Annotated in this window: 21 protein-coding genes and 5 tRNA genes; 9 read left to right on the top strand and 17 right to left on the bottom strand. The window is 69.4% G+C overall.

Annotation, left to right across the window (positions count from 1 at the left end; all coding sequences use genetic code 11):
* Nucleotides 1–75 precede the first annotated feature (75 nt).
* From rpoB to WMF28_RS02495, 14 genes are all read right to left on the bottom strand, one after another.
* Nucleotides 76–4,212, bottom strand: a complete 4,137-nt coding sequence (gene rpoB / locus WMF28_RS02560) for a DNA-directed RNA polymerase subunit beta (RefSeq protein ID WP_437600432.1) — start codon at nt 4,210–4,212, stop codon at nt 76–78.
* A 369-nt stretch (nt 4,213–4,581) separates the two neighbouring features.
* Nucleotides 4,582–4,968 (bottom strand): 50S ribosomal protein L7/L12, encoded by a 387-nt coding sequence (gene rplL / locus WMF28_RS02555; protein ID WP_437486075.1) that lies wholly within the window; start codon nt 4,966–4,968, stop codon nt 4,582–4,584.
* Nucleotides 4,969–5,067: 99 nt separating this feature from the next.
* Nucleotides 5,068–5,598, bottom strand: coding sequence for a 50S ribosomal protein L10 (rplJ, locus tag WMF28_RS02550; protein WP_437600431.1), 531 nt, complete (start codon nt 5,596–5,598; stop codon nt 5,068–5,070).
* Nucleotides 5,599–5,601: 3 nt separating this feature from the next.
* The gene (gene rplA / locus WMF28_RS02545; RefSeq protein WP_437600430.1) at nt 5,602–6,312 is read right to left on the bottom strand and encodes a 50S ribosomal protein L1; all 711 of its coding nucleotides are present in this window, start codon (nt 6,310–6,312) and stop codon (nt 5,602–5,604) included.
* Nucleotides 6,313–6,459: 147 nt separating this feature from the next.
* A complete protein-coding gene (rplK, locus tag WMF28_RS02540) occupies nt 6,460–6,903 on the bottom strand; it encodes a 50S ribosomal protein L11 (protein ID WP_437600428.1) in 444 nt (147 codons plus the stop codon).
* A gap of 117 nt (nt 6,904–7,020) precedes the next feature.
* Complete coding sequence (gene nusG, locus WMF28_RS02535) at nt 7,021–7,551, bottom strand: transcription termination/antitermination protein NusG (protein ID WP_437486067.1); 531 nt, start codon at nt 7,549–7,551, stop codon at nt 7,021–7,023.
* A 30-nt stretch (nt 7,552–7,581) separates the two neighbouring features.
* Nucleotides 7,582–8,109: a preprotein translocase subunit SecE gene (gene secE, locus WMF28_RS02530; RefSeq protein WP_437600427.1), complete on the bottom strand. Its 528-nt coding sequence runs from the start codon at nt 8,107–8,109 to the stop codon at nt 7,582–7,584.
* Nucleotides 8,110–8,295: 186 nt separating this feature from the next.
* A tRNA-Trp gene (locus tag WMF28_RS02525) sits at nt 8,296–8,368 on the bottom strand.
* 29 nt (nt 8,369–8,397) lie between these two features.
* Nucleotides 8,398–8,568: a 50S ribosomal protein L33 gene (gene rpmG / locus WMF28_RS02520; protein WP_437577944.1), complete on the bottom strand. Its 171-nt coding sequence runs from the start codon at nt 8,566–8,568 to the stop codon at nt 8,398–8,400.
* A gap of 9 nt (nt 8,569–8,577) precedes the next feature.
* Nucleotides 8,578–9,768 (bottom strand): elongation factor Tu, encoded by a 1,191-nt coding sequence (tuf, locus tag WMF28_RS02515; RefSeq protein ID WP_437600426.1) that lies wholly within the window; start codon nt 9,766–9,768, stop codon nt 8,578–8,580.
* A 52-nt stretch (nt 9,769–9,820) separates the two neighbouring features.
* A tRNA-Thr gene (locus WMF28_RS02510) sits at nt 9,821–9,896 on the bottom strand.
* Between the two features lie 16 nt (nt 9,897–9,912).
* Nucleotides 9,913–9,985 (bottom strand) — tRNA-Gly (locus WMF28_RS02505).
* Between the two features lie 80 nt (nt 9,986–10,065).
* Nucleotides 10,066–10,147 (bottom strand) — tRNA-Tyr (locus WMF28_RS02500).
* An 81-nt stretch (nt 10,148–10,228) separates the two neighbouring features.
* Nucleotides 10,229–10,301: transfer RNA gene (locus tag WMF28_RS02495), tRNA-Thr, on the bottom strand.
* A gap of 692 nt (nt 10,302–10,993) precedes the next feature.
* Between WMF28_RS02495 and WMF28_RS02490 the strand changes: the two genes are divergently transcribed.
* A complete protein-coding gene (locus WMF28_RS02490; protein ID WP_437600425.1) occupies nt 10,994–12,781 on the top strand; it encodes a serine/threonine-protein kinase in 1,788 nt (595 codons plus the stop codon).
* A gap of 743 nt (nt 12,782–13,524) precedes the next feature.
* Here the strand turns inward: WMF28_RS02490 and WMF28_RS02485 are convergent.
* Both WMF28_RS02485 and WMF28_RS02480 read right to left on the bottom strand, forming a co-directional pair.
* On the bottom strand, nt 13,525–15,114 hold the full coding sequence (locus WMF28_RS02485; RefSeq protein WP_437600423.1) for an MXAN_5187 C-terminal domain-containing protein: 1,590 nt from the start codon (nt 15,112–15,114) through the stop codon (nt 13,525–13,527).
* Nucleotides 15,115–15,119: 5 nt separating this feature from the next.
* Nucleotides 15,120–15,872, bottom strand: coding sequence for a hypothetical protein (locus tag WMF28_RS02480; RefSeq protein ID WP_437600422.1), 753 nt, complete (start codon nt 15,870–15,872; stop codon nt 15,120–15,122).
* Nucleotides 15,873–16,085: 213 nt separating this feature from the next.
* On the opposite strand from WMF28_RS02480, the gene WMF28_RS02475 reads away from it, so the two are divergent.
* Together WMF28_RS02475 and hisIE are read left to right on the top strand one after the other, a co-directional pair.
* Nucleotides 16,086–17,552 (top strand): prolipoprotein diacylglyceryl transferase, encoded by a 1,467-nt coding sequence (locus WMF28_RS02475; RefSeq protein WP_437600421.1) that lies wholly within the window; start codon nt 16,086–16,088, stop codon nt 17,550–17,552.
* 3 nt (nt 17,553–17,555) lie between these two features.
* Nucleotides 17,556–18,245, top strand: coding sequence for a bifunctional phosphoribosyl-AMP cyclohydrolase/phosphoribosyl-ATP diphosphatase HisIE (gene hisIE / locus WMF28_RS02470; RefSeq protein WP_437600419.1), 690 nt, complete (start codon nt 17,556–17,558; stop codon nt 18,243–18,245).
* A 19-nt stretch (nt 18,246–18,264) separates the two neighbouring features.
* Here the strand turns inward: hisIE and WMF28_RS02465 are convergent, their stop codons facing one another.
* Complete coding sequence (locus tag WMF28_RS02465; protein ID WP_437600418.1) at nt 18,265–18,831, bottom strand: hypothetical protein; 567 nt, start codon at nt 18,829–18,831, stop codon at nt 18,265–18,267.
* Between the two features lie 165 nt (nt 18,832–18,996).
* Here WMF28_RS02465 and WMF28_RS02460 point away from each other — a divergent pair, with 165 nt between their 5' ends.
* The 6 genes from WMF28_RS02460 (at nt 18,997) to WMF28_RS02435 (ending at nt 25,430) form a co-directional block, all read left to right on the top strand.
* The gene (locus tag WMF28_RS02460) at nt 18,997–19,899 is read left to right on the top strand and encodes a hypothetical protein (RefSeq protein ID WP_437600416.1); all 903 of its coding nucleotides are present in this window, start codon (nt 18,997–18,999) and stop codon (nt 19,897–19,899) included.
* 138 nt (nt 19,900–20,037) lie between these two features.
* On the top strand, nt 20,038–21,600 hold the full coding sequence (locus tag WMF28_RS02455) for a BamA/TamA family outer membrane protein (protein WP_437600415.1): 1,563 nt from the start codon (nt 20,038–20,040) through the stop codon (nt 21,598–21,600).
* The gene (locus tag WMF28_RS02450) at nt 21,597–22,388 is read left to right on the top strand and encodes a hypothetical protein (RefSeq protein WP_437600414.1); all 792 of its coding nucleotides are present in this window, start codon (nt 21,597–21,599) and stop codon (nt 22,386–22,388) included. The genes WMF28_RS02455 and WMF28_RS02450 overlap by 4 nt, the downstream gene beginning before the upstream one ends.
* A 97-nt stretch (nt 22,389–22,485) precedes the next feature.
* Nucleotides 22,486–23,094 carry a precorrin-2 dehydrogenase/sirohydrochlorin ferrochelatase family protein gene (locus tag WMF28_RS02445; protein WP_437600413.1) on the top strand — a complete coding sequence of 203 codons (609 nt, stop codon included), beginning with the start codon at nt 22,486–22,488 and terminating at the stop codon, nt 23,092–23,094.
* Nucleotides 23,095–23,245: 151 nt separating this feature from the next.
* Entirely contained in the window at nt 23,246–24,469 is a 1,224-nt protein-coding gene (locus WMF28_RS02440) for a PEGA domain-containing protein (protein WP_437600412.1), read from the top strand.
* Nucleotides 24,470–24,479: 10 nt separating this feature from the next.
* Nucleotides 24,480–25,430, top strand: coding sequence for a hypothetical protein (locus WMF28_RS02435; RefSeq protein WP_437600411.1), 951 nt, complete (start codon nt 24,480–24,482; stop codon nt 25,428–25,430).
* Nucleotides 25,431–25,453: the final 23 nt, after the last annotated feature.

The raw sequence follows: 25,453 nt of genomic DNA, 5'->3' as shown, positions 1-25,453 counted from the left end.
GCGCGCCGCCCGCGCGACGCGCCTCCCTCGCCATCACCGACCCGGCGCGCGGCGCTCGTGACGTGACGAACTGCATCACTCCTCTTCCTCCGCGGCCGAGGCCTCCACGCCTCCGGTCGACTCGACCAGCTCGACGTTCAGGCACAGCGACTGGAGCTCCTTGATGAGCACGTTGAAGCTCTCCGGCAGCCCCGCCTCCAGGGTGTAGTCCCCCTTCACGATGGCCTCGTACATCCGGGTGCGGCCCATCACGTCGTCGCTCTTCACGGTGAGGAACTCCTGCAGCGCGTAGGCCGCGCCGTAGGCCTCCATCGCCCAGACCTCCATCTCGCCGAGCCGCTGCCCGCCGAACTGCGCCTTGCCGCCGAGGGGCTGCTGCGTGACGAGGGAGTAGGGCCCGATCGAGCGCGCGTGGATCTTGTCGTCGACCAGGTGGTGGAGCTTCAGCATGTACATGATGCCCACCGTGACGTTCTGATCGAACGCCTCGCCCGTGCGCCCGTCGAAGAGGATCGCCTGGCCTGAGGTCGGGAGATCCGCGATATCGAGAGCGCCCTTGATATCCGACTCGTGAGCGCCGTCGAACACCGGCGATCCCATGAACACGCCCTCGTCGACCGTCTTGACGAAGCGCTTGACGTCGCCGTCGTCGAGGTCGTCGAAGAAGCCGTCCATCGACTCGTCGCCCGCATAGATGGCCTTCAGGTGCGCCTTGATCTCGGCGGTCGCCCGCTGCTGCTCGACCATGCGCTGCAGCTGGTTGCCGAGCTCGAAGGCGCCCCACCCGAGGTGGATCTCGAGGATCTGACCGACGTTCATGCGGCTCGGCACGCCGAGCGGGTTGAGCACGAGATCGACCGGCCTACCGTCCTGCAGATACGGCATGTCCTCCTCGGGGAGGATGCGGCTGATGACACCCTTGTTGCCGTGGCGGCCCGCCATCTTGTCGCCGACCTGGAGCTTGCGCTTGATGGCGATATAGACCTTCACCATCTTGATGACGCCCGGCGGCAGCTCGTCGCCCTTGGAGAGGCGATCGATCTTGTCGCGGAAGTGCTCCTCGCGCGTGCGGACGAGCTCCTCGAGGTCGCGCAGGATCTGCTGGACCCGCTCGGCGTCGTCGACGGGGATCTCGCCCCAGTACTTGCGGGGGATCTCGGCGAGCGAGGCCTCGTCGATGATGGCGCCCTTCTGGAAGAGCACCTTGCCCTTGTCGTCGACGAGCTTGCCCGACGCCTCCTTGCCGAGCAGGAGCTCGCGGATGCGGCGGAAGAACGAGTCGCGGAGGATCTTGATCTCCTCGTCGCGCGTCCGCTCGATCCTGGCGCGCTCCTGGTCCTCGATGTCCCGCGCGCGGTCGTCCTTCTCGGTCCCCTTGCGCGAGAACACGCGGGCGTTGATGACGATCCCGCCGACCCCGGGCGGCACCTTGAGCGAGCTGTCGCGGACGTCGCCCGCCTTCTCGCCGAAGATCGCCCTGAGCAGCTTCTCCTCGGGCGAGAGCTGGGTCTCGCCCTTCGGGGTGATCTTGCCGACCAGGATGTCGCCGGGGCGCACCTCGGCCCCGATGCGGACGATGCCGGAGTCGTCGAGGTCCTTGAGCGCCTCCTCGCCGACGTTCGGGATGTCGCGGGTGATCTCCTCCTTGCCGAGCTTCGTGTCGCGGGCGACGCACTCGAACTCCTCGATGTGAATCGAGGTGAACACGTCGTCCTTGGCGATGCGCTCGGACACCAGGATGGAGTCCTCGAAGTTGTAGCCCTGCCACGGCATGAACGCGACGAGCACGTTCTGGCCGAGCGCGAGCTCGCCCATGTCCGTGGACGGGCCGTCGGCGAGCACGTCGCCCTTCTTCACCACCTCGCCCGTCCTGACGACCGGCTTCTGCGTGTAGCAGGTCGACTGGTTCGAGCGCTGGAACTTCATGAGGTGGTAGATATCGGGCACCTCGGCGCCCTCGCCCTCGGCGCGGACGACGATGCGCGTCGCGTCGACGCTCTCGACGACCCCGGGGCGCCGCGCGATGACGCAGACGCCGGAGTCACGGGCGAGCCGCTCCTCCATGCCGGTGCCCACGAGCGGCGCGTGCGACTGGACCAGCGGCACGGCCTGGCGCTGCATGTTGGCGCCCATGAGCGCGCGGTTCGCGTCGTCGTGCTCGAGGAAGGGCACGAGCGCGGCGGCGACCGACACCATCTGGTTCGGCGCGACGTCCATCAGCTCCACCATCTCGGGCGTGACGATCTTGAACTCGCCGTTGTAGCGGGCCGAGACGAGCGACTCCTTGAAGCGCCCGCTCTCATCGAGGTTCACGGTCGCCTGCGCGATGTACTTGCCCTCCTCCTCCAGCGCGGAGAGCCAGATCACGTCCTCGGTCACGCGGCCGTTCTCGACCTTGCGGTACGGCGTCTCGACGAAGCCGAACTCGTTCACGCGGGCGAACGTCGACAGCGACGCAATGAGGCCGATGTTCGGCCCTTCGGGCGTCTCGATCGGGCAGATGCGGCCGTAGTGGGTCGCGTGGACGTCGCGCACCTCGAACCCGGCCCGCTCGCGCGTGAGGCCGCCCGGCCCGAGCGCCGAGAGGCGGCGCTTGTGGGTGACCTCGGAGAGCGGGTTGGTCTGGTCCATGAACTGCGAGAGCTGCGAGCTCCCGAAGTACTCCTTCACGACCGCGCTGACCGGCTTCGCGTTGATCAGGTCGTGGGGCATGAGCGTGTCGATCTCCTGCGACATGCTCATGCGCTCCTTGATCGCGCGCTCCATGCGGACGAGGCCGATGCGATACTGGTTCTCCATCAGCTCGCCGACCGCGCGCACGCGGCGGTTGCCGAGGTGGTCGATGTCGTCGACCGAGCCGCGCCCGTTCTTCAGCTCGATCAGGTGCCGCACCGTCTCCAGGATGTCCTGCGGCGTGAGCACGGTGAGGTCGAGCCCCGGCCGCTCGTCCTCGGGGACGTCCCGGTAGAACTTGTAGTTCAGCTTCAGCCGGCCGACCTTCGACAGGTCGTAGCGCTCGGCGTTGAAGAACAGGTTGTGGAACAGGGTCTTGGCGGTCTCGAGCGTCGGCGGATCCCCCGGACGCAGCCGCCGGTAGATCTCGAGGATCGAGTCCTCCATCGTCTTCACCTTGTCGGTGAGCAGCGTGTCGCGCAGGTACGAGCCCACGTTCAGGCCGTCGATGAAGAGGATGCGGAACTGCTCGATGTTCGCGTCGCGCAGCCGCTCGAGCTTCGCCTCGGTGAGCTCCTCGTTCACCTCGACCACGACCTCGCCCGTCTCCGGGTCGACGATGTCGTGGGCCGCGACCTTCCCGACGAGCTCCTCCGGCTCGAGGCTGAGCCGCTCGAGCTTCGCCTCCTTCATCTTCCGGATGGCCGCGCGGGTGAACTTGGTGTTCTTCTTGACGATGACATCGGCGCCGATCTTGATGTCGCGCGTCGTCCGCTGGCCGGCCAGGAGGTCGTACTCGATGCTCTTCGAGTACTTGCCCCCCGTCTCGAGGTACACGGTCTCGGTCGAGTAGAAGTAGTTGAGCAGGTCCTGCGTCGAGTACCCGAGCGCGCGCAGCAGCACGGTCGCGTGCATCTTCCGCCGGCGGTCGATGCGAACGTAGATGATGTCCTTCGGGTCGAACTCGAAGTCGAGCCACGAGCCGCGGTACGGGATGACGCGCGCGGAATAGAGCAGCTTGCCGCTCGAGTGCGTCTTGCCCTTGTCGTGGTCGAAGAAGACGCCGGGGCTGCGGTGCAGCTGGCTGACGACGACGCGCTCGGTCCCGTTGATGATGAACGTGCCCGTCTCGGTCATCAGCGGGAGCTCGCCGAAGTAGACCTCCTGCTCCTTGATGTCGCGGACGATCCGCTCCCCGCCGTCGCGGGTGTCGTAGATCATCAGCTGGTTCGTGACCTTGATCGGCGCCGAGTAGGTCATGCCGCGCTGGCGGCACTCATCGACGTCGTACTTCGGCGGCTCGAGGTTGTACGAGACGAAGACGAGCTCGCTCGTGCCGTTGAAGTCTTTGATCGGGAAGACCGAGCGGAACACCGCCTGCAGCCCGATCTCCTCCCGCTCGTTCGGCGGAACGCTCATCTGGAGGAATTTGTCGTAGCTCGACTTCTGGATGTCGATCAGGTTGGGGACGTCGATGATGCGACGAACGCGACCCAGGTTCTTACGGACGCGGAAGTTGGATTGGACGACCGACGGCATCGATTTCCTCCGGCTCACACGAGCCGTGCGGGGCGGGCGCACGGCTCGAACCGAGCAACGAACACGAAGCTACGCACCAATGGCGAGCGAGCGTCCCCAGGGTGTGAGGACCCAAAACATCTTGGCTGTGGGGGCAGAGCGGACCGCGTGGCGACCCATTGAGCTCCGGCATTGGTCGAGGACTCGCACCCGCGGTCCTCGTCAGAATTGACCGAGGACCCGTAGCCGCGGTCCTCTACAGCAGCGTTGCGCAGGGACCCGCACCCGCGGTCCCTTTCTTCAGACAAAAGCGGGACGTGCGGCAGGGACGACCGCCCTGCCGCCGTCCTCCGGCGGATCCCGATTTCCCCTGGCAGGGAACGGTGATCGTTACTTGAGCTCGACGGTAGCACCTGCCTCGACGAGCTTCTTCTTCATCTCTTCCGCGTCCGCCTTGGAAACCTGCTCCTTGACGGTCTTCGGCGCGGCCTCGACCAGGTCCTTCGCCTCCTTCAGGCCCAGACCGGTGATCTCGCGGATCGCCTTGATGACGCCGATCTTGTTGCTGCCGGCGCTCGCAAGGATGACGTCGAACTCGGTCTGCTCCGGGGGCTTCTCGGCCGGAGCGGCGGTCGAGGGGCCGGCGGCGACGGCGACAGCCGCGGGGGCAGCCTTGACGCCCCACTTGTTCTCGAGGTCCTTGATGAGCTCGGCGATCTGGATGACAGGGAGGTTGGAGAGGTAATCGACGACCTGCTCGCGCGTGATCTCAGCCATTGCAAGACTCCTTCAAACTCTTCTGCGCGCCCCGGGGAGGGGGGCGATGTAAACCAAAACCAGACGGGCGCAAGGCCCATTTATTACGAAAGCGCCCTCTCAGGCCGACGTACCCGCCGCGTCCTCCTTCGCCTTCAGGAGATAGGCGAAATTCTGGAGAGGCGCGTTGAGCTGCTGCACGAACTGCTGGAGCGGCGCCTGGAGCGTCGCGAGCAGCGTGGCACGGAGCTCATCCTTGCCGGGCATCGTCGCGAGCTGCGTCTCGACGGCGTCGCCCGAGAGGATCTGCCCCTCGATGAGCCCAGCCTTGATCTGGAGCTTCTGGTTGTCCTTGCGGAACGCCTTGACGACCTTGGCTGCCGCGCTCGGATCCTCGTAGCTCCAGGCCACGCCGGTCATGCCGGTCAGGCTCTTCGCCAGCGTGTTCGCCCAGGGATGCTCCTTGACGGCGTGGCGGACGAGCGTGTTCTTCACGACCCGGTACTCGACGCCGGACTTCCGGAATTCATCGCGAAGCTTGGTGACCGCCTCGACGTTCATTCCCTTGAAATCCAGGAAGACCGCGGAAGACATCCGCTCGAATTTCTGCCGGACTGAGCCGACAACCGCTTCCTTCTGGGACCGTTCCATGGGCTACGCCTCCTCTGCCTTGCCGACGAAGTGGACCGGGTCGATGCGAACCCCCGGGCCCATCGTCGAGGACATCGTGATGCTCCGGAGGTAGATGCCCTTGGCTGTCGCCGGCTTGGCCCGGACGAGCGCCTGGATCAGCGCGTCCGCGTTGACCTGGAGCGCGTTCTCCGCGAAGGAGACCTTGCCGATCCGAGCGTGCACGATGCCCGCCTTCTCGACACGGTACTCGACCTTGCCGGCCTTGGCCTCCGAGATGGCCGTCTTCACGTCAAACGTCACCGTCCCCACCTTGGGGTTCGGCATCAGGCCGCGCGGACCGAGGATACGGCCGAGCTTGCCCACCAGGCCCATCATGTCGGGCGTCGCGATCACGCGGTCAAAGTCCATGAAGCCTTCCTGGACCTTGTTCACGAGATCCGCCTCGCCGACGAAGTCGGCCCCGGCAGCCTCGGCCTCCCTGGCCTTCTCACCCTTGGCGAACACAAGCACGCGGAGCGACTGCCCCGTGCCATGCGGGAGCACCACGGCGCCGCGGACCATCTGGTCTGCGTGCCGCGGGTTGACCCCCAGCCGGACCGCAACGTCCACCGTCTCGTCGAACTTGGCGGGCGCGGCTTGCTTCACGAGCGCGCACGCCTCCTGCAATGTGTACTTTCGCGCGCGATCGACGAATGTTCGCGCTGCGACTTTCTTCTTGGCGACTTTCGGCATATGCCCTCCTTCGTAACGGCTCTCGCCTCCCACGGTGCGCCTTAAACTACCGTGGTAAGTCTTCTCCCAGTCCGCCGGGGCGCCCTCGATTCGGAGCGCCGCCAGGGCGGCGCGCATCCCCGACGGCGGGGAGCGCTGTGACCAACCTCAGTCGACGATGTCGATGCCCATCGAGCGGGCGGTGCCCGTCATGCTGCGCATCGCGGAGTCGAGGTTCGTCGTGTTCATGTCCTGCATCTTGAGCTGGGCGAGCTCCTGCAGCTGCTGCTGCGTCACCTTGCCCACCTTGACCTTGTTGGGCTCCTTGGAGCCCGCGCCCGGCTTCTTCTTGGTCTCGAGCCCCGCCGCCTTCTTCAGGAGCACGGAGGCCGGCGGCGTCTTCATGATGAACGTGAACGAGCGGTCCGAGTAGACCGTGATCACCACCGGGATGATCATGTCTCCCTGTGTTGCCGTCCGCGAGTTGAAGTCCTTGCAGAACGCCATGATGTTGACGCCGTGCTGGCCGAGCGCAGGACCGACGGGGGGCGACGGGTTGGCCTTGCCCGCCGGAAGCTGCAGCTTCACGTACCCAGTGATTTTCTTCGCCATGATGAATCTCGCACCCTATCGAACCGCCGCCCGACGGGCGGTGTACTATTCAGAGAAACAGCGAAGCACCGCGGAGACGCGGTCCTCGCCCGCAGGTTTGCAGCCGTTCGCCCCCGACTAGCGCTTCTCCACGGCTGAGAAGTCGAGCTCCACGCTGGTGGGTCGGCCGAAGATGCTGACCTTCACCTTGAGCTTCTGCTTGTCCATCTTCACGTCGTCGACCGTGCCGGTGAAGTTCGCGAAGGCCCCATCCAGGACCCGCACCTCCTCACCCACCTCGAACGTGAGCCGCGGCTTCGGCTTGACTGCCCCCTCGACGATCCCCCGCCGCAGGCTGTCGATCTGTACCAGCGGGACTTCCTGCGGCGCCTGGTTGCCGATGAAGCCGGTCACCTTGGGCGTGTCCTTGACCAGGTGCCAGACCTGCTCGTTCATCTCCATCTCGACGAAGATGTAGCCGGGCAAGCTGAGCTTTTGGCGAACGCGCGTCTTCCCGCCAGGACGGTTCTCCGTGACCGTCTCGCTCGGGATGAGGATCTCGCCGAACCGATCTTCCAGTCCGTATTGCTTTACGCGCTGCTGGAGCGCGTCGCGCACCTTCGCCTCGTATCCCGAATAGGTATGGATGACGTACCACTTCTTGGCCATGGCGCTTGATTCCCTCAGGGTCTCCCTGCTTCAGCTTCCATCGCCGTAAACGATGTTGGTCACGAATGCCCAGAAGCGGTCGAGCAGCGCCAGGTAGAGGGTCGCCACGGTGGTCGTGGCGATGACGACGAACGTCGAGTTCGTCACCTCTTTCTTGGTCGGCCACTTCACCTTCGCCAGCTCGCCGGCAACCTCGTCGCTCCAGGTGCGGAGCTCCGTGTTGCGGAACATGCGCAGCACGACGATGAGCGCGATGACGCCGCCGATGACCATGCCGTAGGTCGCCTGGTCGTCGTCACCCACCGCGGAGACCACCGGCAGCGCCCGGCTGAACCAGTCCTTGTTGGAGAGGGTCGCCCAGACGCCGTGGACGATCTTGCCGAGGAGGTAAGCGAGCAGCATCCCGCCGGCGAAGAAACCGGCGAGCACATAGCGCTCCGTCCCGAGCTGGGTGGCCGCGGCCTCCTCCTCGGCCTCCTCGGCCTCTCCGAGCTCACCGGCGCGCAGCGCCTCGGCATCTTCGGTGTCAGCGGCCGCTGGCTCTTCGCCCTGCGTCACGAGGGATGACGCTTCGGTGGGCTCGGCCGATCCAGATTCCTCCGGCTCCCCATCCTCCGCGACCTTCGGCGTTTGCTTGTCTTTTTGACCCTTCGCCATAACCACACCAAACGCGCCGGCCCGCGGCAGACAGAAGCCTGCTCAATGGGGCTTCGGGGGCGCCCCCTGGGCGCCCACATTCCCCGGCAGGGGCAGAGAGGCTCGAACTCCCGACCTGCGGATTTGGAATCCGCTGCTCTACCAACTGAGCTATACCCCTAGAATCGCTGCGCCTTCCTGAGCACCCGTTCACTTCGTTTCGTTGTGAACCGTGTGCTTCTTGCACTGCTTGCAGAACTTCTTGAGCGAAACCACCTGGTCGGGCGCCTTCGTGGTCTTGTAGTTCCGCGACTTGCATTCGCAGCAGGCCAGTGAGACGGCGATGCGCGCCGCACGCCACCCACCGGCCTGCTCGCTCATGTCCGTCTCCTACGCGAGGATCTTGGTGACGACGCCGGCGCCCACCGTCTTGCCGCCCTCGCGGATGGCGAAGCGCATCTGCTCCTCCAGCGCGACCGGGGCGATGAGCTCGATCGTCATCGTGATGTTGTCGCCCGGCATCACCATCTTCACCCCCTCGGGGAGGTTCACCGTGCCGGTCACGTCCGTCGTCCGGATGTAGAACTGCGGCCGGTAGTTGGTGAAGAACGGCGTGTGGCGCCCGCCCTCCTCCTTCTTGAGGACGTACACCTCACCGGTGAACTTCGTGTGCGGCGTGATCGACCCGGGCTTCGCGAGCACCTGGCCGCGCTCGATCTCTTCCTTCTCCACGCCGCGGAGCAGACATCCGACGTTGTCGCCCGCCTGCCCCTGGTCGAGCAGCTTGCGGAACATCTCGACGCCGGTGACGATCGACTTCTTCGTGTCCTTGAAGCCGATGATCTGCACCTCGTCGCCGACCTTGATGATGCCGCGCTCGATGCGGCCCGTGGCCACGGTGCCGCGGCCCTTGATCGAGAACACGTCCTCGATCGCCATCAGGAACGGCTTGTCGATGTCGCGCACCGGCTCGGGGATGTAGCTGTCGAGCGCGGCGAGCAGCTGCTGGATCGTCTCCTCCCACTTGGGGTCGCCCTGCAGCGCGGGCAGCGACGCGCCCCGGACCACCGGCGCGTTGTCGCCGTCGAACTTGTACTTCGACAGCAGCTCGCGGACCTCCATCTCGACCAGGTCCAGCATCTCCGGGTCGTCCACGGCGTCGCACTTGTTGAGGAACACGACGATGTGGTTCAGGCCGACCTGCCGGGCGAGCAGCACGTGCTCGCGCGTCTGCGGCATCACGCTGTCGAGCGCCGACACGACGAGGATCGCCCCGTCCATCTGCGCCGCGCCGGTGATCATGTTCTTGATGTAGTCGGCGTGTCCGGGGCAGTCGACGTGCGCGTAATGGCGATTCACCGACTCGTACTCGACGTGCGCCGCCGCGATGGTCACCGTCTTGGTCTCGTCACGGACCGTCCCGCCCTTCGCGATGTCGGCGTACGAGATCGCCTTCGCCAGGTTGCGCTTCGACTGCACCTTGACGAGCGCGGCCGTGAGCGTGGTCTTGCCGTGGTCGATGTGGCCGATGGTGCCCACGTTCACGTGCGGCTTCGTACGACTGAATTTCTCCTTGGCCATCGAGATGTCTCCTGCCGAAATGAAGTTCGCGGCTGCGTTGCGCTGTCCTCGCTGGAGCCCACCATCGGGATCGAACCGACGACCTCGTCCTTACCAAGGACGTGCTCTGCCAACTGAGCTAGGTGGGCAAACGACCGACCACGGAGCGGGCGACCGGGTTCGAACCGGCGACGTTCAGCTTGGAAGGCTGACGCTCTACCAACTGAGCTACGCCCGCGAGCGGGGGGTCCCACCGGGAGCGACCCCGGCGGAGCTACATCTTGGTCGGACCGCTATCGGAGCGAAAGCTCACTCCGGTGGAGGGTGATGGATTCGAACCATCGTAGGCATTGCCGGCAGATTTACAGTCTGCTCCCTTTGGCCGCTCGGGCAACCCTCCAGATTATCTCTTTATTTCGAGCTTACCGCTCCCTATCTCTTCCGTGACCTCCCGAACCGTCTACCTGCTGCCTTGCATCGGAGCTGGCGAGGGGACTTGAACCCCTAACCCCCTGCTTACAAGGCAGGTGCTCTACCGATTGAGCTACGCCAGCGACATCGACCCGCTGCCCGTCCCCGGGGCTCCCGGAGGCGAGCGTGCTGACCTAGCGAAATGTCCCAAGACCGATCACTTCTGTGCGAGCAATCAACTCCCGGTCCTGCTGGACCGCCTGCCTGCGCGGCTCGGAGTGTCCCGGCCGGGCTGGATCGCAGCGAGGTGAAGGTGCTGGTGCCGTTCACGTCGTTCCGAAGGTAGACGAGTCCCGCGAAGGGAGGAGGCTCTTAGCCCCCTGCAAGAGACGTGTCAAGCGGTGTGCATCGTTTTCGTCCGTTTCGCTGGAATCGGCTGCGGGAGCGCGGGGCGAGCGCGCCATCGAGCTGCGGCGGGCCGGAGCTCCCGCTCCGTCCGGCAGCGCCGATCTCGCTCGAGTGCCGACCGTTTTCAAGCCGGACGTCGACCTGAGCGCTCCCGCACAACACGCGAGGCGGCGCGGCGCGGCGCGGGGACGCTCTTGGGGCCCGAACTTGCCGTCGTCGCACGCCGCGCTCGCAGCGCGGCGGCGTCGCGACGCGCACGCGCGAACGGGGGACGGCCGTGGCAGCACCTCGGGCGCGCAAGAGCTCCCTTGCGCTCGGCGCGCCGCTGCTGCGATCCTGCCCGGCACACGTTCGCTCGGGCGCGCAGCGAAGCAGCGCCGGGCGGCGGTGGCATTTCGTCATGCTTCGGGGGTAGAGGTTCGATCGCATGGACTGTCCCGCTTGCCATCAGCCAAACATCGATGGGGCGCGCTTCTGCGCCACGTGCGGCGCGCTCCTCCCTGTCGCGCCGGTGGAGGCAGATCCGCTCATCGGCACGATCGTGGGGGGCCGGTTCCGGATCGTCGGGGTGCTCGGCGAGGGCGGGATGGGCCGCGTCTACGACGGCGAGCAGCCGATGGGGACGTCGGTGCGGAAGGTCGCCATCAAGACGCTCCTCTCGCAGCACGCGAAGGATCCGCAGGTTGTCGCGCGCTTCATGCGGGAGTGCGGCACGGTCAGCGAGCTCGAGCACCCGAACACGATCAAGGTCTACGACTTCGGGCAGACGAACACCGGGGAGCTCTACATCGCGATGGAGCTCCTCACCGGGCAGTCGCTGGAGACGGCCCTCGAGCGGGGCGGCGCGCTCTCGCCCGAGCGGGTCGATCGCATCGTCGCGCAGGCGTGCGGGTCGCTCCAGGAGGCCCACGAGAAGGGGATCGTCCACCGCGACCTGAAGCCCGCCAACCTCTTCCTGACCAGGCGCGCCGGCGAGGAGGACTACGTCAAGGTCCTCGACTTCGGCATCGCGAAGCGCGACGAGCGCAGCGCCAGGGCCGAGCAGAAGCTGACGCAGCAGGGCACGGTGCTCGGCACGCCGCCGTACATGAGCCCCGAGCAGTTCACGGGGAAGGAGCTCGACGCGAGGAGCGACATCTACTCGCTCGGCGTGCTGACCTACGAGATGCTCACCGGGCGCTTGCCCTTCGACGCCGACACGCCGTGGGCGTGGGCGACGCAGCACATGACGGCGCAGCCGTTCCCGTTCGAGGCCGTGCCCATGGGCGCCGCGGCGCCGGCGAAGATGAAGGCGGCGGTCATGAGGGCCCTCAGCAAGAACCGCGAGGACCGCCAGCAGTCGGCCCGGGAGTTCTACGAGGACCTCACGATCGGCGCGGGGCCCCGCCTCTCGGTGCTCGGGACGGCGCCCCGCACGCACGTCGGGCTCGAGGCCCCGACCAGCGGGACCGCGCTGATGCCGTCGCGCTCGGGTCAGACGCAGATGGGCGAGCCGCTGTTCGTCGCGGGGCCGCCCACGGGACCGAGCAAGACCGTCGTCAACCATCACGCCGCCGCCACCGTCATGGACCAGGCGGCGATGCCGGGAGGCGCCGTGCCGGCGCACCCGCCCGTGAACACGGGCAGCGGTCAGGTGTTCCCCGCGCCGCCGCCGCCGGCGCAGAAGAACAAGACAGCCCCGATCCTCGCCGCGGTCGCGGCCGTCGCGGTGCTCGGCGTCGTGGGCATCGTCATGATGAAGAAGGGGGACAGCGGGAGCGCGACCGAGGAGAGCACATCGACCGCCATCCCCCCGCCCTCGGGCACGCCGCCCGTCACCGTCACGTCGGACCCGATCGTGGCCCTGCCGACGAGCGAGCCCTCCACCCCCGAGCCCCCGCCCGAGCAGGCCGGTCAGGTCAAGGCGCCCCCCGACGCTCCGAAGAGCACGCCGACCGCGACCACGGGGCCCAAGACCCCGCCCGCCGGCAACGAGAAGGCCGAGCAGGAGTGCAAGGCCGCGATCAACCTGGCGAACGGCGGCAACACGGATCTCGCGGTGAAACGCTTTGCGGGCTGCGACGGCCCCAAGAAGGCCGAGGCGAGGGCCGCGATCGGCGCGAGCGCCAAGCGAGCCGTCGCCTCCAAGGGGTGCGCGGCCAAGTCCCACGCCGTGGCTGCCGCGCGCATCGGGGCGGGCGAGGCGATGTCCCAGTTGCCGTCGAAATGTCAGTAACGACGGAACGGATGGGCAAACGTAACGTGGTGTGTGGGACGGTTGGGCACGATCGGGCGTAACATCGGACGGGTCCGGACTGTTCCAGGCTTGCCTTGACGCCCGATTTTGACCGGTGCTAGATCCTGCCCTGATGGTTCTGAAAGTTCAGTGAACGCCACGATCTGACTTAGTAGGTCGGCGCTTGACTTTGGAACATGGGGGAGAAGGTCGCTCACGGGAAATGGGCAGTAAGATTCGTTTGGCCGCGCCTCGAATGACGTGGCGAGACATATGTCGTTCTGAAGAGTTTGCTGGGCGATGGATCGCCCTTGACAATGTAAAATACGCGCAAGGCTGTTCCCAGCCGGCCGAGGCCGACGTCGTGGACGCCGACGATGACCTGGCCGACTTGTGCGCGAGGATGCGAGAGGCCGACCGTACTGCCTGTGCGATCCTCTTCGTCGAGGAGGAGGCCGGGGTACCCACACGGATCCAGCGCCTGCCGCAGCTCTGGCGCCGGGTCGCACAGCACTGATCCGCCCGAACAACCTCATCTATCCAGGCATCTGACGTAGCGAGCGCTCTCCGGGGCGATACAGCTGGCCGGGTGCCGCCGGCCAGCTCAGCTCCTGGAGCCAGCTCAGCTCCTGAAGCTCGCAGCGGTGGGTCTCGTGTGCGCGCCCGCCCGCTTCTTGGCTGGTCGCGCCCGCCCGGGCCACCTGTGCCTGCCCGGCGACGTCCGGCTGCGGGACGATGTCAGGCTACTTCAGGATCGGCTTCAGCAGCGTCTTGCCGTCCTTGACGACGACATCGTAGTCGACCGACTTGGCCGGGTTCGTCGCGCGGAGCTTCGCGGCCTGCGCGCGGAGGCTCTCGGCCAGGCGTTCGTAGGTGACGCCGGCCGTCGACTCCCGCGCGGCGCGCTTTGTCTCGACGTACTTCGCGTAGATCTGGCGCAGACGCTGCTCCGGGAGCTCATCGTCGCGCGCGGCAGGCCGCTGCGGGGGCGGCCCGGGCCGCGGGCGCTTCGCGACGTCGAGGCCGGCGCGCGCGGCGTCCGGCGGGCGCGAGGACGCGTGCCGAGTTCCGCCTGCCGTGCCGGTGTCCGCTGCAGGCGGCGCGGTGGAGCGACGGCGCCGGCTCGGCGGCGGACGCTCCGAGTGCGCGCGCTCTTGCCGCCTCGCCCCAGCGCCCCTTGCCTCGGCAACCACCGCCGCGGTGGTTGCCAGGGCTGCGGCTGCTGGCGCTGCGGCTGCTGGCGCTGCGGCTGCTGGCGCTGCGGCTGCTGGCGCTGCGGCTGCTGGCGCCGCGGCTGCTGGCGCTGCGGCTGCTGGCGCTGCGGCAGGGCTCCGCGGAGGTTTGATGGGGAGCGGAGGCGGCGGTCGCTTCGGCGGAGGGGACGGCGGCTCAGATGCGATGTCCGTCGAGGCCCCCGGCGGCCCGGCGGCGACCGCCGCTGCGTCGCCGTTCTTGGCGCTCTGCGAGCGCTGAGCGCGCATCTCCGCCGCGAGCTCGGCCAGTCGCTGGCGGCTGGCGCCCGCCGCCGCAGGCTGATTCCGGTCGGCGGTGGAGCGCGCGGCGGTCCTGGTCCCCGCTCCAGATGCCTCGGTCGACTTTGCCTCCGCCGGCTTGACCTCCGGCGGCTTCTGCTGGGGCCTGGTCAGGCCGAGCCCCCGGGGCAACCCGCCCAGCGGCGCGGGCTTCACGGCCGCCGCCGCCTGCGGCGTGGCGGGCGGCACGAGCGCGGGGCGCACCTGTGGGACGGCGGGAGCCGCGCTCGACGCCTCCGGCACGGTCGACGGCGCGACGGCCTCGCGCGGCAGGACCTCCTCGGCGGCCCGCGTGGCCAGCGGCTGCTTTCGCGCCGCCGGCGCGGCGGGCAGAGGCGGGGGCGCCAGCGTGACCGCCTCGTCGTCGACGTCGATCTCCTCGTGGTCGTCGCCGACGTCGCGGCGCACCGTCTCGTGCGCTGCCCCCTGCTGCTCGGCGAGCTCCGCGTAGCGCTCCGCCCGCTTCCGGCCGACGATCGTGAGCGCCTCCTTCGTTCCGACCCGCTTCGCTGCGCGGATGACGTCGCGACGGTACGTCCCGTTCTCGATCTCCCGCGAGATGCGGCCCCAGTACTGCTGGAACGTGTTGTAGCGCTGGATCAGCATCTGGAACTTGAACCGGAGCCCGGTGTTCCTGATCTGCTCCCGCCGCATCACCCAGATGCGGCGCTCGACGTCCTTGCGCGGGATGAGCGGCTCGAGCCGCTCGATCCCCATGAAGTACTGCTCATACAGCGCGCGCAGCCGCTCGATGCGCGTCTCCAGCTCCCCAAGCTCCCGTTCGACCTCGCTCGATTCCATCGCGGCTAGAGGGGCGTGATGCGCAGGTTGTCGAAGCAGACCGGCGCATCCCATTCGTTGAAGCCCAGGTGCTCGTGCCCCGGGCCGGTGAGCGGCGCGGGATCGTTGAGCTCCAAGTACTCGACATCGTTGACCGACCAGGCGAGCGTCCTGCCGTCGTGACGCTCGATCCGGAAGCGATACGGCTGCCCCGGCGCGACCGGGCGCGCGCGCTCGTCGTCGCTCTCCGGATCCACGTCGATCTCCAGGCGGTCTGCGCCGTGCTCGTCGAGACGGGCGAGCACGTGCTTCGTGTTCTTCCATCCGCCGAGGATCACGAGGTAGCTCGTCGCGTTCGTGTAGCTCGCCGCCGTCGCTCCGCTCCGTCCATCGCCCCAGAGCTCCGCCTTGAGATCGCCGTCGGGAGCCTCGGCGATGGCGTCGAACTCGATCCGGGCGTTCTCCGGCAGCGGCCGCTTCAACCACACGCCGCGATTCCTCGCGCCGCGGACGCAGAGCCGCCCCTCCTCGATCTTCCACTTGGGGCTGAGCGCGTTCCAGTCGGGGCCGAGCGTCGACCGGTTGAAATCGTCCTCGAACACGCCCGCACGCGGCGTCCCCTGAACGCCCCCTGCAGTCGACGCGGACGCCGACGTCGCGACCGTCCCGGCTGGCCGCGTGCTCGTGTCGACGGTGGCCGGCCCCTCGGGGATGCACGACGCGCTCACGAGCAGCCCAGGCACGGCGAAGACGCTGACGGTGGCACGGCCAGAGAGCACGGAATCGATGCTAGCAGCGGCGCGCGCGGACTTCGAGGCCGCTCGCGGACGCCGTCGCCGGGATCGGGGACGGAGCTGCGCCGCGCGCCAGCCCGGGCGCATCGCGACCGCCCGATGCGGCTGGACCAGCGTCCGCGAGCGCCTTGGCTCGCCGCGTCATGCCCGAGAGACGGCGCTTGATGGTCCCCAATCGCAGGCGTAAGGAGAGGCGCCATGCATCCCATCCTGTTCCGCGTCCCGCTGCCCGTCTGGACCGTGCCCCTGCTCTGGGTCTTCCTGATCGCTGCGGGCATCGCCTTCGCGGGCGCGATCGGGCTGCTCGTCGGCAAGAACAGGCCAGGCGCGGCTGCGGCGGGCATCGCGGGCGTCGCGCTCGCTGTGCTCGCGTCCCAGTTCAAGGAGCAGACCTACACCCTGGGTCCGATCCCCATCTACAGCTACGGGGTCATGCTCGGCCTCTCGCTCGTCGTCGGCTGGTACCTGACGCTCGGCCTCGCGGAGCGCGACGGCCTGCCGAAGGAGACGATGGCCAACTGCTACGTCGTCACCGCGCTCGCCGCGGTCCTCGGCTCGCGCGCGCTCTACATCCTCACGAACCTCGACGAGTTCGACTCGTTCGGCGCGATGTTCGACATCCGCCGCGGCGGGCTCGTGGCGTACGGCGGCTTCCTGGGCGGCTTCCTGGGCTCGTACCTGTTCCTGCGCTCCCATCGCCTCCCGCTGCTCCCCTGGGCCGACGTCGCCGTCCCGAGCCTCGCCTCGGGCCTCATGATCACGCGCATCGGCTGCTATCTCTTCGGCTGCGATTTCGGCCGGCCGCTCGGCGAGACGGCGCCAGCCTGGCTGAAGAAGCTCGGCACGTTCCCGCACTGGGCCGACGGCACGCTGGACCACGGCAGCGGGTCCCCGGCGTGGGTGCAGCACGTCAAGGAGCGCGGGCTGGATCCGACCTCCGAGGCGTCGCTCGCCGTGCACCCGACGCAGATCTACGAGTCGCTCGTCGGCGCAGGGCTGCTCGCGCTCCTGCTCCTCGCGCGCCGGCGACAGAAGTTCCGCGGCGAGATCTTCCTCCTCTTCACGTTCGCCTACGGCGTCTGCCGCTATCTGCTCGAGCTCCTGCGGGACGACGCGGAGCGCGGCTCGATCCCGCCGACGCTCCCGGAGCACGTGCTGCTCCCCGCCGGCCTCGTCGTCTTCGCCGTGGGGTACACGATCGGGTTCTCGCACGTGATCCGCGACAACGTGGCGCGCAAGGTGACGCAGGTGCTCTCCTTCATCCCCGCGGTCGCCCTGTACCTCGCCCTCAAACCCGAGACGTTCGGCGCGTCCACGTCGCTCCAGTACTCGACCTCGCAGGCGGTCGCGCTGGCGACCGGGCTCGCCGCGTCGATCGCGTTCGCGATCTACTACAAGGCCGCCCTGGACCACCCGGAGCAGGCGATGGCGCTCAACCTCCCGGAGAGCCGGACCGTCGCCGCTGACGACGAAGAAGAGGACGACGCGACGGACGACGGGGAGGACGAGGACGGCACGCCGAGCGAGAAGCGGGGCGCGACGGCGGAGGCCGGCGACAAGCCGTCGCGGGCCAGGCGCGGCAGCGCGAAGAAGGACGGAGACCGGGCGACGGCCCGCGAACGCAGCGACGCCGCCGAGGCGCCCGACACCAACGGAGAGGCATAGGCTGTGAAGATCGCATTCGGAGAGGGCAAGCTCATACCGGCCGTCGTGCAGGATCGGCTGACGGGACAGATCCGGATGCTCGCGTACATGACGCGGGAGTCGCTCGCCCGGACGCTGGAGACGGGGCGCGCCACGTTCTTCAGCCGATCGCGCGGCGAGCTCTGGGAGAAGGGGGCGACGAGCGGCAACACGCTCGCCGTGACCAGCATCCACGCCGACTGCGACGGGGATGCGCTCCTGATCCTCGCCGAGCCCCACGGCCCGACGTGCCACACGGGCAGCGCGAGCTGCTTCTTCCGGCAGGTCGACGCCCGCGGCGACGGCGAGCCGGAGGCCGCCGACGAGGGCCAGGACGCGTCCGCGCTGCTCGAGTCGCTCGAGCGGGAGATCGAGGCGCGCAAGACGTCGTCGGCGACGAAGAGCTACAGCCGGAAGCTGCTCGACGGCGGCGCGCCGCTCATCGGCGCGAAGCTGCGCGAGGAGGCCGGCGAGCTCGCGCAGGCGATCGCCGGGGAGAGCGACGAGCGCGTCGCGTCGGAAGCGGCGGACGTCATCTACCACCTGCTGGTCGGCCTCGCGTCGCGCGGCATTCCGCTGCGCGCGGTCCTCGCCGCGCTCGCGGCGCGCATGGGCACGAGCGGCCTCGTCGAGAAGGCGCTGCGGGCGCAGAAGGACCGGGCGGGAGCGCCGTGATGCGCCGGGCGTCGCCGCCTCAGCGCGGCGACGGCCCGGGCGGAGGCATGTCCCCCAGGCATCGCACGATACACTCGTCGAGCTGCCGGGAGCGGCCGGACAGCACCTCGTCACAGGTCGCTATCGCATAGCACGCGTACGTGCATCGAGACGGCCCCGCGCACGGGGCGGGCTCGGGCTCGAACACCACGCCCCCGCAGTCCTGTACCCTCTGCACGCCCCGCTCGCAGAGGGGGCTCAGGAAGGGCACCGGCACCCTGACGCCGCACGTCGCGAGCGCGTCCCGCTCTGTCTCGCAGCGCGTGGGCTCGGCAGCGTTCCTGTCGCTCATGCACTCGATGTCCGCGTCGACGCAGCGCATGAAGGCGTCTGCCGCCTCCGGGCAGCCCCTCCGCTCGGCGCTCTGAACAGCGTCCTCCACGTCGTCCACGCACTCTTCGTACTCGGAAGCGCTGCACTGCCAGCAGTCGCAGAGCCCATCGCAGACGGACGAGACCGTATCGCTGCAACCGGGGCTGCTGATCAGGATCGCCCCGGCCGCGGCGGCGCCGGCGAGAGCGAGGCTGCAGACGGCGATGCTCTTCACGCGCCGAGGGTATAGACCGTGAAAAGCGGGCGCAATCCGTCGCGGCGCTCCGCTGGCGACCCGGGCGCTCGTCGCGCGCCGCGTCGCCGGACGAAGCGCGCCCACCGCCGTCGCCGCTCCGCGGCGCGCCCTCCGCGCCGGCGAGGGATGGGCTATCCTGGAGGCGTGAGCCCGTTCCGTGAGCCGCCCGGCGTCGAGCTCGGCCCGCTGGAGGTCGGCCTCGGGCGCGCGGCGCGACGAGCCCTGGTGGGCCTCATCCCGAGCGGCGGAAGGCTCATCGCGCCCGACGGCTACGCCCGGCTCATCCAGGGCGAACGCGGCTCCTGGCGCGACCGTTCGCATTCGGCAGGCGCGCTGGGCTCGCTGGGGCTCTTGCTCGTGGCCGCCTGCGCCTTCGTCGCGGCGACCGGCGGCTGGAAGCTGCACGGCGTCGAGGCGACCGCCGCGACGGTGGCGCTCGTGATCGCGGGAGGGCTCTCGCTGGCCGCGGTGCTGCGCGCCCTCGATGCGCCGCGCGAGCGGCTCACCGTGCGCGGCGCCGTGGTCGGCACGGCGGCGAGGCGCGCGCTCCGCGGGGCATTGCGCCTCGCGCACCACGCGGCGCGCGCGCCGGAGCGGTTCGGCCCGCGCCGCATCACCGCGCTGCGCAGGACGCTCTCCACGCTCGCGGATCCGCTCATCGCCGACTGGATCCCCGCGGACGTGCGCGGCCGCGCGGAGCTCCTCCTGGCCCGCGCCATCGCAGCGAGCGCCGGCGCGCGCTGGACGCGCGACGCGATCGTCCGGACCGAGGTCCGGACGCTGCTGCTCGCCGCGGCCGATCACCTGATCGAGCCGACACCGGCCCGGCTGGACCTGCTCGTGCTGGCGGAGCACACCGATGCCGCCCCGACCTCGCGCGAGCCACCGCGGCAGCAGCACGAGCCTGCGGCGGCACGGATCCGCCGCGGGACGCCGTCGCGCCATGCCCCTCCGGGCACCGTCGCCGAGGACGCCGCGCCGGTGGTCGAGCTCGACGCGGCCGAGCCCGCCGGAGAAGGAGTCGATCGTGCTACGGTGCGTCTCTGAACGGTGCGCCGTTGAACGATGCGTCGTCGAAGGGCGCGTCGCTGAAGTCGCAGGAGGCTCCGGCGGTGTCGCAGGGATCCTGTGAATCCTCCTCGATTCCGGAGCTCCTCACGCTCCCCCGCCATTCCCCTGCCCCCGGTGCTCCGCCGCGCGCTCCTCGCGCTCTGTAGCGCGCTGCTCGTGGGGTCGCACCCGGGTCGCGCGCTCGGTCAAGGCGCGGAGGACGCCGCCGGTGCAGGGCCCGCGGCGCCGGAACCGGCACCTCACCCGGCCGCGCGCCCCCGCGCGGCCGGGCTGTCCGCGGGCGCGACGCCCCAGGAGAGGCACCGCGTCCGGTACACCCTGGATGGCATCGAGATCCGAGGCAACGTGCGCACCGCCGCGCGCGTGATCCTCCGCTACGTCAGGTTTCGCGCGGGGGACGTGCTCGACGTCGAGGATCCGGGGATCGAGCTCACGCGCTACCGCCTCCTCGGCACCGGGTTCTTCACCTCGATCGGGCTGTCGCTCCGCAAAGGGGCCGAGCGCGGGAGCGCGACGCTCGTGATCGACGTCGTCGAGCGCAACACGTTCGTCGTTCAGGATCTCTGGCTCGGCATCGCGGCCGACGAGGACACGGCAGGCAACGCGCGGCCGCTCTCCGCGTTCACCGGCGTGCAGGTCGCCGAGACCAACCTCGCGGGGACCGGGATCACGCTCGGCGCCGGCGTGGGCCTCGCGGCCGACCAGCTCGCCCTGAGGACCCGCTTCGTCGATCCCGCGTTCGTCGGGACCCGCTGGTCGGCCGCGGTGACGGTGCTCTACAACGACGCCCGCGACTTCTTCGGCAACCGGGACGTCGCGTTCGAGTCCCCGCTGCTCGAGCAGCGGGAGGTCACGGGATACGCGGTCGTCGCCTACAAGCGCTTCGGCGCGACGCTCGGAACGGGCCACGACGTCTCCTCCGCCTCGCGGCTGTCGCTCGACCACCACCTGGAGCAGATCGACGCGACCGTGCCCACGGTCGCCTCGCACATGCGCGGAAACAGCCGCGAGCCCATCGATTTCGACATCCTGGGCGGCAAGACGGTGCTCTCGTCGCTGCGCGCCGCGATCGACTACGACACGCGCGACGCGCCCTTCCTGACGACGCAAGGCACGCTCGCCTCCGTCTCGGTCACCGTGGGCGTCCCGCCGTTCGGCAGCGATTACGGCTACCAGAAGTTCGAGTTCGCCGCGCAACGCTGGTTCCGCCTCCCGCTGCGTCACGTGCTCCGCGTGGAGGCGTTCGTCGGCGCCGTCGCCGGGGACGCGCCCTTCTTCGAGAAATTCTACGTCGGCGATCTCACCGATCTCCTGCCGGATCGGCTGCTCGACCTTGCCCCCGATCGCAGGCAGCCGCCGAACTTCCTCGGCACGGACATCATCGAGGTCCGGTACGGGGACTTCGCCGCGAAGCTCGAGGCGGAGTACCGGATCCCGGTCTATGCCGGCCGTGGCTCGATCTACGGCGTCGACCTCTTCGGCGCCGCCGGCCTGTACGGGCTGGCGACCCGCCGCGAGCTCACCGATGCGCCGACCGGATACGAGGGCTTCGCCCGCGTGCCCCTGGACATCACCTACAACCTCGGTCTGCGGGTCGACACGGCGATCGGCGGCGTGACGCTCGCCTTCTCGAACCTGCTCGGGCTGATCCCAGCGCGGCGCGGTGAGCGGAAATGATTTGCCCGGGCGCAGGTCGCGCCGCGGCGCGCTGGCTCGGGATCGCGCTGCTCGCGGCGCTCCCCCTCGGCGCGCGCCGATCGGCGGCCCAGGAGGGGCCCGGCGGAGCGGAGGGCCGGCAGGGGCCGAAGGAGATCGCGGATGCAGACGCGCAGCAGGGGCTCGGCGCGCCGGCCGCGCTGCCCATCCGCGTGGCGAGCCTCTCGCTCGACAAGACGATCGTGCAGCTCACCGTCGGCTTCCGCGACGTGGTCGACGGCGAGATCTCGAAGAAGCTGCTCAGCGGGCTCCCCACCGTCATCACGATGCGCGGCTACCTCTTCCACGAGAGCGGGGGCAACCCCGTCGCGCTCGCCGCCAAGAGCTGCCGGATCGTCTATGACCTCTGGGACGAGGTGTTCCGGATCCAGCTGATCCAGGCGGGAAGTCCGTCGAGCACGGTCGCGATCAACGTCGAGGGCGTGCTCCGCAACTGCGCTGAAGCGCGGAAGCTGCCGCTCGTCGAGCGATCCCTCGTCCGCGACGGCAGCCGCTATTTCGTCGCCGTGCTGGTCGAGGTGAACCCCATGAGCGCCGAGATGCTCGATCGCATCAAGCGGTGGGTCACCCGCCCGCCCGGCTCCACCGCCATCGGGCCCGGCGACTCGCTGTTCGGCTCCTTCGTCGGCCTGTTCGTGACGCGCATCGGCAACGCCGACAGGAAGCTCGCGTTTCGCACGCAGGCCTTCCTCCCGCCAGCTCCGCCGCCGAGCCCTCCCCCGCCGCCCCAGAGCCCCCCCAGCCGCTGAGCCGCGCGGACGGCGAGCTCGCCCGCCGTCACGCGCGCCGCGCCCGCCGGTCTACAATCGCTGCGCGGCCGTCCCCGTTCGTGTCTACTCCACCCTCATGCGCCTCTTTCCCATCGCGCTCGATCTCAACGGCCGGCGGGCCCTCGTCATCGGCGCGGATGGCGAGGTGCCCTACACCGTGGAGCGGCTCCTCTCGGCGGGCGCCCGCGTCTCCGTCGTCGCGCCGGGGCAGGTCGACGCGTCGATCGAGCGCGCCAGCCGGGAAGGGCGGCTCGAGCTGCACCGGCGGCCGTTCGTGGACGGCGACCTCGCCGGCGCGGCGATCGTGTTCCTCGCGCCGGGCGACGACGCGCTCTCGCGGCGCCTCCATCGCGAGCTCGCGGACGCCGGGCGCCTCGTCTGCACGCTGGATCGCCCGGAGGTGTCGAGCTTCGTCAATCCTTCGGTGGTCTCCGCCTCCGGACTGACCATGAGCTTCAGCAGCCACGGCGTCAGCCCAGGAACGATACGGCGCATCCGGGAGGACCTCAGCGCGCTCTTCTCGGATCCTCGGTTCGGGCGCTACATCGAGGCGCTGCGGCGGCTCCGCGAGAGCCTCCCTCGAGGCGCCGAGCGGGCCGCGCGAATGCGCCAGGCCACCTCGGGCTTTGGCCTGGAGGCGAGGCTTCGGTTCCCTGCATGGCTGGAGCGAGGCGACGAGCCTTGATGTCCGGAGACGCCGCGGGCGAACCGGGGCGCCGGCGCCGCGAACGTGAGGGCGCGCGCGATGCAACGAACGCGAAAACCCTTGTGTAAAGCGGCCTTCAAGGATTAAGTGGGCGCCCACGCGACACTATCCGCGGAGGAGGGCTTACGGTATGCGTTCACGATCGGGCCGGCTGACGATGTTGACCTCGGCGGCGATGGTCTCTGGGCTCCTGACGCTGACGAACGTCAGCCCGGTATCTGCGCAGGCGCCCGCCGGGGCCGCGCCGACGCCGGCTCCTGCGAAGCCCGCCGCAGCCGCGGCGCAGGCGGCTCCCCCCGTCGCAGCGCCGCCCGCGACCGGCGCGACGCCGCCTGCGGCCGGTACGCCCGCGACGGCGGCGCCCGGAAAGGCCGCCGAGCCCGCGGCGAAGGTGACCATCACCAAGCCGAAGAAGGCGCTGACGGAAAAGCAGAAGAAGGACGAGGCGAAGAAGCTCTACAAGGAAGCCGAAGCCAGGTTCGAGAAAGCCGAGTACGCCGTCGCGGCCGACCTGTACCGCCAGGCGGACGAGCACGTGCCCGGCGCCGCGCCGAAGTACAAGCTCGCCCTCGCGCTCGACAGGCAGGGGCTCGTGACCGAGGCGGTCGCGGCGTGGCAGTCGTTCCTCGACTCGAAGCCGGACGCCGAGAAGTTCAAGGACAAGATCACCGAGGCGCAGGGGCGCGTGGAGTCCCTGAAGAAGACGCCGGCGAAGGTGAAGGTCGCGACCGTTCCGGAGGCGCCGCAGGGACTCAAGATCACGGTCGACGGCGTGGCCCAGACCGGCCAGGAGCTCTCGGTCCCGCCCGGCAAGCACACGCTCACCGTCTCGGCCGAGGGGTTCGCCGACGCGAGCCAGGAGCTCGAGGTCACCTTCGCCGAGACGCGCGAGGTCAGCGTCGCGCTGACGCCGAAGGCGCCTGAGCCGGTCGCTGCGGCGCCGGCGCAGCCTCCGACCCCGCCGCCCGCCGCCGAGGTGCCTCCGGCTCAGCCGCCGCCGCCTGCACCGGCGGTCGAGCCGCGCTCTCGGGTGCCGGCCTACGTGACCCTCGGGCTCGCCGGCGCCGGCGTCGTGGTCGGGACGATCTTCGGCATCCAGGCGCTCAGCGCGAAGGGCGACTTCGACGAGAGACCGACGACCGACGCCGCGGATCGCGTCGACCGCTTCGCGCTCATCTCGGACATGTCCTTCGCTGTGGCGCTCACGTTCGGCGTCACCGGCGCGGTCCTGCTCCTCACCGATGACGCGACGGCCGAGCCGAAGGCCGCAGCTTCGAGCGTGACGAAGAAGGCGTTCGTCACTCCGTTCGTCAGCCCGACAGGCGGCGGCGCCGCCGCGCGGTTTACCTTCTAAGGGGACTACTATGTGGAAGAACCAGTACCTTCTCGCGATGGCGCTCTGCGCCGGCGCGCTCTCGACCCTCGGGATGGGCTGCGAGCTCATCGCCACGGTCGACCGCTCGCGCATCCCGGGGGACGACGGCGTCACCAACGGCTGTGCTGACGGTACGAAGAACGGCGAGGAGACCGACGTCGACTGCGGTGGCCCCACCTGCCCGCAGTGCGAGATCGCCAAGGCGTGCAAGGCAGAGGACGACTGCGCGAGCGGCTCCTGCGCCGACGGCGTCTGCTGCAACGCCGCCTGCGACGAGGACTGCGACGCCTGCACCGCCGAGCTCAAGGCGTCGGGCGACGAGGACGGCACGTGCGGCCCCTCGAAGGCCGAGGCCGAGTGCGGCGAGGCGACGTGCTCCGAGGGCGTCCAGACAGCCCGCGGCACCTGCCACGGGACCAAGGTGGAGTGCGTGCCCGGCGAGGCGACGTCGTGCGAGACGTTCGCCTGCGATCAGGAGGCCAACGCGTGCTTCGCCGAGTGCTCGGAGGACACGCAGTGCGCGAAGTGCCATGTCTGCGACGACGACGCGGCGACCTGCGCGCTGGCTCCGGCAGGCACACCGGGCCTCGGCTGCGAGGAGAAGCAGGCGTGCGACGCCATGGGCGAGTGCAAGGCCGCGAACGGTGAGGAATGCACGGACGCGGCCGATTGCGGCAGCGGGAGCTGCGTCGACGGCGTCTGCTGCGACACCGGCTGCGACTCGGCCTGCCAGGCCTGCAACGTCGAGGGGTCGGAGGGCACGTGCTCGAACGTCCCGCTCGGCGGCGAGGACGGGGCGGACTGCAGCGACGTCAACGTTTGCGACGGCCAGGGCGCTTGCAAGCGGGCGGCCGGCGAGCGGTGCGACGAGGACGGGGAGTGCGCGAGCGGCAACTGCCTCGGCCTCGTCTTCACGTGTGACGAGATCGAGACGCCCTGAGCTCTCCCCGGCTCCCGCCGGGC

It is taken from the genome of Sorangium sp. So ce590 (genome assembly GCF_051521365.1).
Lineage (GTDB): Bacteria > Myxococcota_A > Polyangia > Polyangiales > Polyangiaceae > Sorangium.
The sequence above is the reverse complement of the archived record's forward strand: the minus strand, read 5'-3'. Positions and strand labels throughout refer to the sequence as shown.